6 protein-coding genes and 2 pseudogenes are annotated in these 5,281 nt (G+C 68.9%); 5 read left to right on the top strand and 3 right to left on the bottom strand.

Going from position 1 to position 5,281, the window contains the following annotated elements; all coding sequences use genetic code 11:
* Positions 1-68: 68 nt before the first annotated feature.
* Positions 69-467 (bottom strand): hypothetical protein, encoded by a 399-nt coding sequence (locus H8R17_RS44225; RefSeq protein WP_316959743.1) that lies wholly within the window; start codon positions 465-467, stop codon positions 69-71.
* Between the two features lie 218 nt (positions 468-685).
* On the opposite strand from H8R17_RS44225, the gene H8R17_RS44220 reads away from it, so the two are divergent.
* Positions 686-1,009 carry a hypothetical protein gene (locus tag H8R17_RS44220; RefSeq protein ID WP_187828810.1) on the top strand — a complete coding sequence of 108 codons (324 nt, stop codon included), beginning with the start codon at positions 686-688 and terminating at the stop codon, positions 1,007-1,009.
* 81 nt (positions 1,010-1,090) lie between these two features.
* On the opposite strand, the gene H8R17_RS44215 is transcribed toward H8R17_RS44220, so the two are convergent.
* Positions 1,091-2,173: a trypsin-like peptidase domain-containing protein gene (locus tag H8R17_RS44215; protein WP_187828809.1), complete on the bottom strand. Its 1,083-nt coding sequence runs from the start codon at positions 2,171-2,173 to the stop codon at positions 1,091-1,093.
* A 198-nt stretch (positions 2,174-2,371) separates the two neighbouring features.
* Positions 2,372-2,545 (bottom strand): annotated as a pseudogene (locus tag H8R17_RS44210) (transposase); the annotation flags it as partial.
* Between the two features lie 298 nt (positions 2,546-2,843).
* Here H8R17_RS44210 and H8R17_RS48345 point away from each other — a divergent pair.
* The 4 genes and pseudogenes from H8R17_RS48345 to H8R17_RS44195 all read left to right on the top strand — a co-directional run.
* The gene (locus H8R17_RS48345; RefSeq protein WP_262506020.1) at positions 2,844-3,170 is read left to right on the top strand and encodes a hypothetical protein; all 327 of its coding nucleotides are present in this window, start codon (positions 2,844-2,846) and stop codon (positions 3,168-3,170) included.
* The gene (locus H8R17_RS48340) at positions 3,167-3,658 is read left to right on the top strand and encodes a tyrosine-type recombinase/integrase (RefSeq protein WP_316959742.1); all 492 of its coding nucleotides are present in this window, start codon (positions 3,167-3,169) and stop codon (positions 3,656-3,658) included. Before H8R17_RS48345 ends, H8R17_RS48340 begins: the two co-directional genes overlap by 4 nt.
* Positions 3,659-3,676: 18 nt before the next feature.
* Positions 3,677-4,063, top strand: a complete 387-nt coding sequence (locus H8R17_RS48335; RefSeq protein ID WP_187828807.1) for a helix-turn-helix transcriptional regulator — start codon at positions 3,677-3,679, stop codon at positions 4,061-4,063.
* Between the two features lie 488 nt (positions 4,064-4,551).
* A pseudogene (locus tag H8R17_RS44195) lies at positions 4,552-5,281 on the top strand (hypothetical protein); the annotation flags it as partial.

The following is a 5,281-nucleotide window of genomic DNA, read 5'->3' as shown; positions in this document are numbered from 1 at the left end:
ACGACGGCGACACGGCCCCCACGAACAGCCCCCTCCCGCACGATCAACCAGAAGATCATCCCATCCAGTCAACCAACGTGACAGCGCCGTCGCCGGCGATGGGCGGCGGAGGTGTCAGGTCCCGTAATGCCGTCGAGTCCGGCCGCGAGCAGGGCGGCGATCGCCATGTAGGGATTGGCCGCCCCGTCGCCGATGCGGACCTCGACGCGGGCGCCGGGGCCGCGCTCGGGCGGTATACGGGCGGAGGCGAGCCGGTTGTCGTAGCCCCAGTTGGCGGTGACGGAGGCCAGTGAGCCGGGATCGGCGAGGCGCTTGAAGGCGTTGACGGTCGGGTTGAGGACGGCCATCAGGGCCGGGGCGTGCTCCAGGACGCCGGCCAGGAAGGACTTGGCGAGCGGGGCGAGCCCGTCGTCGGCGGTGCTGTCGGCGAAGAGGTTGGTGCCCTGCTCGTCAGTGAGGCTCGTCACATCCCGCAGCCCAAGCGCCAGCAAGTGACGCTACCGTTGTGCGTGAAATGCCGGTTCCCCTAGGTTGTTGGCATGCCCGAGCCGACTCCTGGAGAGGCCCGCTTCTACGCTAGGCCCCCTCGAAGCTCTCCAGAAGGGGAGCGTTCGTCCTTTGGATCTTCACCTGTCGTGAACCTGGATCACCCCATGTCCATGATCAATTCGGTTAGCATCCCGGGATGAACATGCGGCAACCCGCTATGAAGAAGCGGATCGTGGTCGGGGCAGTGCTGCTCGGTGCGATCGCCGGATCGGCGGCGACGGCCGTCACGATGGCGACGAGCGACAGCGTGCCCGCGTCGTCGGACGCCGTGTCGTCGAACACGCAGACCGCGCCGACCCGAGCCGAGCTCATTCGGCAGTGGGCGGAGGAGCTCGCCGCATCTGGCAAGTCCCTGCCGGCCGATGTCGGGAAGATGACCAGGCAGGAGATTCTCGACTCGCTGGTCCGCGAGCGGTCGAAACACCCGGGGACGGATCCGATGCCGACAGTGACCCGCTGAGCAACGCCCGATGGACTGACCATGACCGAGGGCCCGCACTCAAGAAGAGTGCGGGCCCTCGGTGTTGAGCGACTGTCTCCGTCAGGCGGCGTTCGCCGCTCTGATCACGGCCGCCGCGTTGGCTCCGTGCTCGGAGGAGAACAGGTCGTCGCTGAGGCGGTTGCCGTTGCTGTCGGACTCGTGGTGGCTGACCGCGCCGACGATCTGCGGGTTGCCGGCGGAGGTGCCGTAGACCAGCGGGCCGCCGCTGGCGCCATGGCCCATGTCGCAGTCGACCTTCAGCCTGTCGTCGAACGGGTTGAAGTAGCTGGCGTCGACCGAGTCGCCCTCGCAGTACATCATGCGCTCGCCGTTGAGGTCGGTGCGCTGGTAGCCGTCCTGCGGGTAGCCCATGGTGTAGACGTCGCTGTAGTCGGTGGCGTTGTCGGCGAAGGTGTAGCCGAGGGCGCCGCCGAGCGCGGTCTGGAGACTGCCGTAGGTGGGGTGGGAATTGAGGACGATCGCGGCCATGTCGGATTCCTTGAGGTCTCCGTCCGCGGTCCACGTGCTCGGGGCGTACATGTGGGCGCTGGTCCAGGCGCCGTACGGGCCGTTGCCGTCCCGGTAGCCGGGGACGTAGTAGACGTTCTGCGACCAGCCCGCGTCACCGGAGCCGTTGCCGAGGTGGACGCAGTGTCCCGCCGTCCAGATGGTGTTCTTGTTGCTGGAGACGATTGACGAGGCGCTGCAGACGTGGTGCGAGCCGTCGGGCTGGTCGAAGAAGAGCTTGCCGACCAGGGAGTACGCCGGGTTCGTCGAGTACGGCACCTCCTGGGAGACCGAGACCGTCGCGGTGGCCGCGGTGGTCGAGTAGGAGGTCGTGGTCTTCGGCAGGATGCCCCGCGCGGAGGCGGTCATCGGCCTGCTGGGGACGGAGGCCTCGTGCCGCGGGGCGGTGGTGGTGCTTGCGGGTGCGGTCGGCGCGTCGACGGGATGCCTGAGAGCGTCCGCCATGCGCTCCGGCGTCCAGTACGCGCGTATCTGGGCGTCGGTCCGCTCGGCCTCGTGGCTGTCCACGCCCTGCTCGGTGGAGGTCGAGGTGGCGGTGGCCGCGTGGGCCGCGGTGGGCCAGACGGCGATGGCGAGTGTCGCAGCGGCAGCGGCTGCGAAGCGCGGAAGGCGCACGGAAATCTCCTCCTGAGTAACCCTGGCGAGCTCTGACGAGCGGTAAACGATCTTGTCGCCGCATCAAAGCACAGAGACCACACAGGCGTTGGGCCGCTGCGAACTATTGATGATGTACATGCAAAGGCTTCACGGCTGCTCCACGACTGCGCCCGCCGGCCGCAGATGCCTGGTCACCGTCACCGGTGGCTGCCGCTAGCGAGGGACCGGCGGACGTCCGGTGCCGGAGAAGGCCGGGGCGGCGGGGTGCGCGTCATGCGGCTGGACGGTCAGATCGCCACGGATGCCGACCACATACGGGATCTCCCGCTCGGCCAGGGCGGCGCGGAAGTCGGCGTTCTGGCCGTAGCCGGCGTCGGCCAGCCAGCCAGCCGGGGCCATCGGGGTCACACGATCGGCGGTTTCAGGGGGAGGGGGCTTGGTGCCCTGCGGGAGCCGGAGTCCTTGAGTCTGTCTTCGCTCGGGGGCGGTCAAGTTTCAGTCTGTTGCGGTCCGCACCGCGTCGTCCCAGGCGTGGGGGCTGCGGTAGTGGTTCAGGTGGCCTGGTGTGGGTTGCGGGGTTTGCCGGGTGGTGGCGTTGCGTTTCTTCCGGTGTCTCGTTGATGGCTTTGGTGGCGGGCGTGTTGCTCAGGTGTCACCTGAATGAGCGGTCACGAGATGGTGGTGGGGTATGGGGGAGCGGTTTCTCCGGCTGATCGATGGCGGGCTCACCAGCCCGGTGGATGGCGGCGGCGAGGTCCCGGACGTGTGGGTCTTCCAGGCCGAGTGCATGAGCGCGTTCGCGTCGACCTGGGTGGTACGCGGGTTCTCGGCGACGACGATCGGCTGCTACGCCTCGCTGCTGGAACGGGTGCCGGGCTGTTTCGACCGGCCCGTCTGGCAGCTCGAGGCACCGGACGTGGACGTAATGCTCCAAGCTCTGGTGTTGGCGGGCCGGGCCCCGGGTACTCGAATTACGCGCTGCTGCGCACGCTGTACCACTCAGCGGTACGCGTGAGTGAGCTGGTCCGCCTCGACAATTGCGACGTCCACCCCCAGCTCGGGCCGTCGGGGAAGCTGCACGTACGGTTCGGCAAGGCCGCGAACACCTCCGGCCCGCGCCCCCGCTGGACGCCGCTGCTCGACGGCCTCGACCGGATCCTTGCCTGGTACCAGAGCGACATCCGCCCGCTCTTTCCCGACAGCGCGCCGCTGTTCTGCGACAGCCGCGGAGAGGTACTGAAGCCGGAGACCGTACGTGACCGGCTCGCCCGCCTGCTGGACTTGGAAGGCCGGCCTTCCCGCGAGCGGTTCACTCCGCACGCGCTGCGTCGCGCCTGCGCGACCCACCACTATGAGCAGGGCATGGACCTGATCGCCGTCCAGCAGCTTCTCGGTCACCACCACATCGCCTCGACCATGGCTTATGTCAAGCCCTCGCATACCTTTGTCGAAGACGCCTGGCGCCGCGCCACCCTCACCGCCGTCGCTGAACTGGCCGGCTGAGCCCCGGGCAGGATACTGATGACCACACCCGAACCGCACGCCCTCCCGCCCGCGGGTCCCGGCCAGCTGGTGGAGTGGAGGCTGCGGATGACCGCGGCGCAACGCGGAGTCTGGACGGGCACCGAGCTGCGCCGTCTCCTGGCCGAGCGGGCCGGTCTCGAACTCGCCGCGGCTTCGGTGTCCGCGCTGTTCACCAAGCAGCCTTCCCAGGTGAAGCTGTCTACGCTGGCAGCTTTGTGCACTGCCCTTGACTGCACCCCGGGCGATCTCCTGGCTCTGCGTGACGGCGGCCCGCCGCCCGGCTCTTCGCCTTCGCCCCACGCGGTACCTGATACAGCTCCACCGTCGGCCCGCGCCGCAACCCCTCCGCCCGCCCCTCTCAACCGATCCCTGCCACCGCTGTGACGGCCCGGACCTCTCCACGGCTTGGTCCGATGACAGCCACCGCAGCCGACGCCGTCCGCGGCCGCTGCGCCGCCTGCCACAAACTACGGCAGCTGCGCGCTGACACCGGCCGCTGCGCCTGGTGCTCGCGTACCTGCGCCGACTGCGGAGCACCCCGACGATCAGCGGAGCTGCGGTGCGCGGCATGCAAGCGCCGGGCTGTCGGGCAACCGGCACGGGGCCAGTGCCAGCACTGCGGCCGACGGCGGGTCGTGGAGGCCGTGAGCCAGCGTTGCCGCTCCTGCACCGACCCGGCTACCGCCCCAGCACCGGACCGCTGCGACGGATGTGGCACCAGCAGCCAGTGGGCCAAAGGACTGTGCAAGCGATGCTACGAGTACTCGCCTCACACTGCCCTGACCCGCGCAGCTGGTTGGGCGGGCCGTATACCCGAACCTCCCTCATGGTGGACGGACTTCGCTGCTCACCTCGCAACGCAGCGCCACCCGTTGTACGCAGCCGACACCATCGCCGAGACCGCGCGCCTGATCCTCAGCAACACCGCCGCCAGCCCAGCCTCCCTGCTCGCGCAGGCCCGCGAGGACAGCCCGCAGCTCGTCGGGGCGCTCACCGACTTCTTCCACACCCACGGCCATCTCGCCCCGCCGCCCGGTTTAGCTGAGCAGAGAGCGGCAACTCGTCGCAAGCGCCGTATCGACGCGGTCCCCGCCCTGCTGCGCCCTGACGTCCGGGGCTTCGCCGACTTCTTACTGATTCAGCGTGAGCGGGCCCGCCAGCTGGGCCTGCGGCCGAATCGGCTGAAGACCATCGAGATCCGCCTCGACGCCGTCCGCGACCTGGCGATCTCCCTCTATGCCCAAGGGATCACGAGCTGGACCAGCGTCACCACAGCACACGTGGAAGCTTTCCTCGCCACAAACCCCGCCCGCTGCGCGTCCCGGCTCGCGGGACTGCGCCAGTTCTTCGCCCACGCCCACCGCACCAAAGCGGTCCTCATCAACCCCACAGCCCCCGTAACCGCCGTGCAGCACCGAGGATTTCGGGGGCCCACGCTGACTCTGCCCGAGCAACAGAGCCTGTACCGCAGGTGGACCACCAACCCCGACACCCACCCGCATGAGCGTTCATCGGGCGTTGTCACGTTGTTTGGGTGGGTAGGGCCTGATGGTGTGTCGAGGCATGGTCCAGTCGGGCTCGGGGCCTGTTGCTCAGGCCGCT

Origin of the sequence: Streptomyces sp. TRM68367 (assembly GCF_014495685.1) — a bacterium.
In the GTDB taxonomy this organism is placed as follows: domain Bacteria; phylum Actinomycetota; class Actinomycetes; order Streptomycetales; family Streptomycetaceae; genus Streptomyces.
The sequence above is the reverse complement of the archived record's forward strand: the minus strand, read 5'-3'. Positions and strand labels throughout refer to the sequence as shown.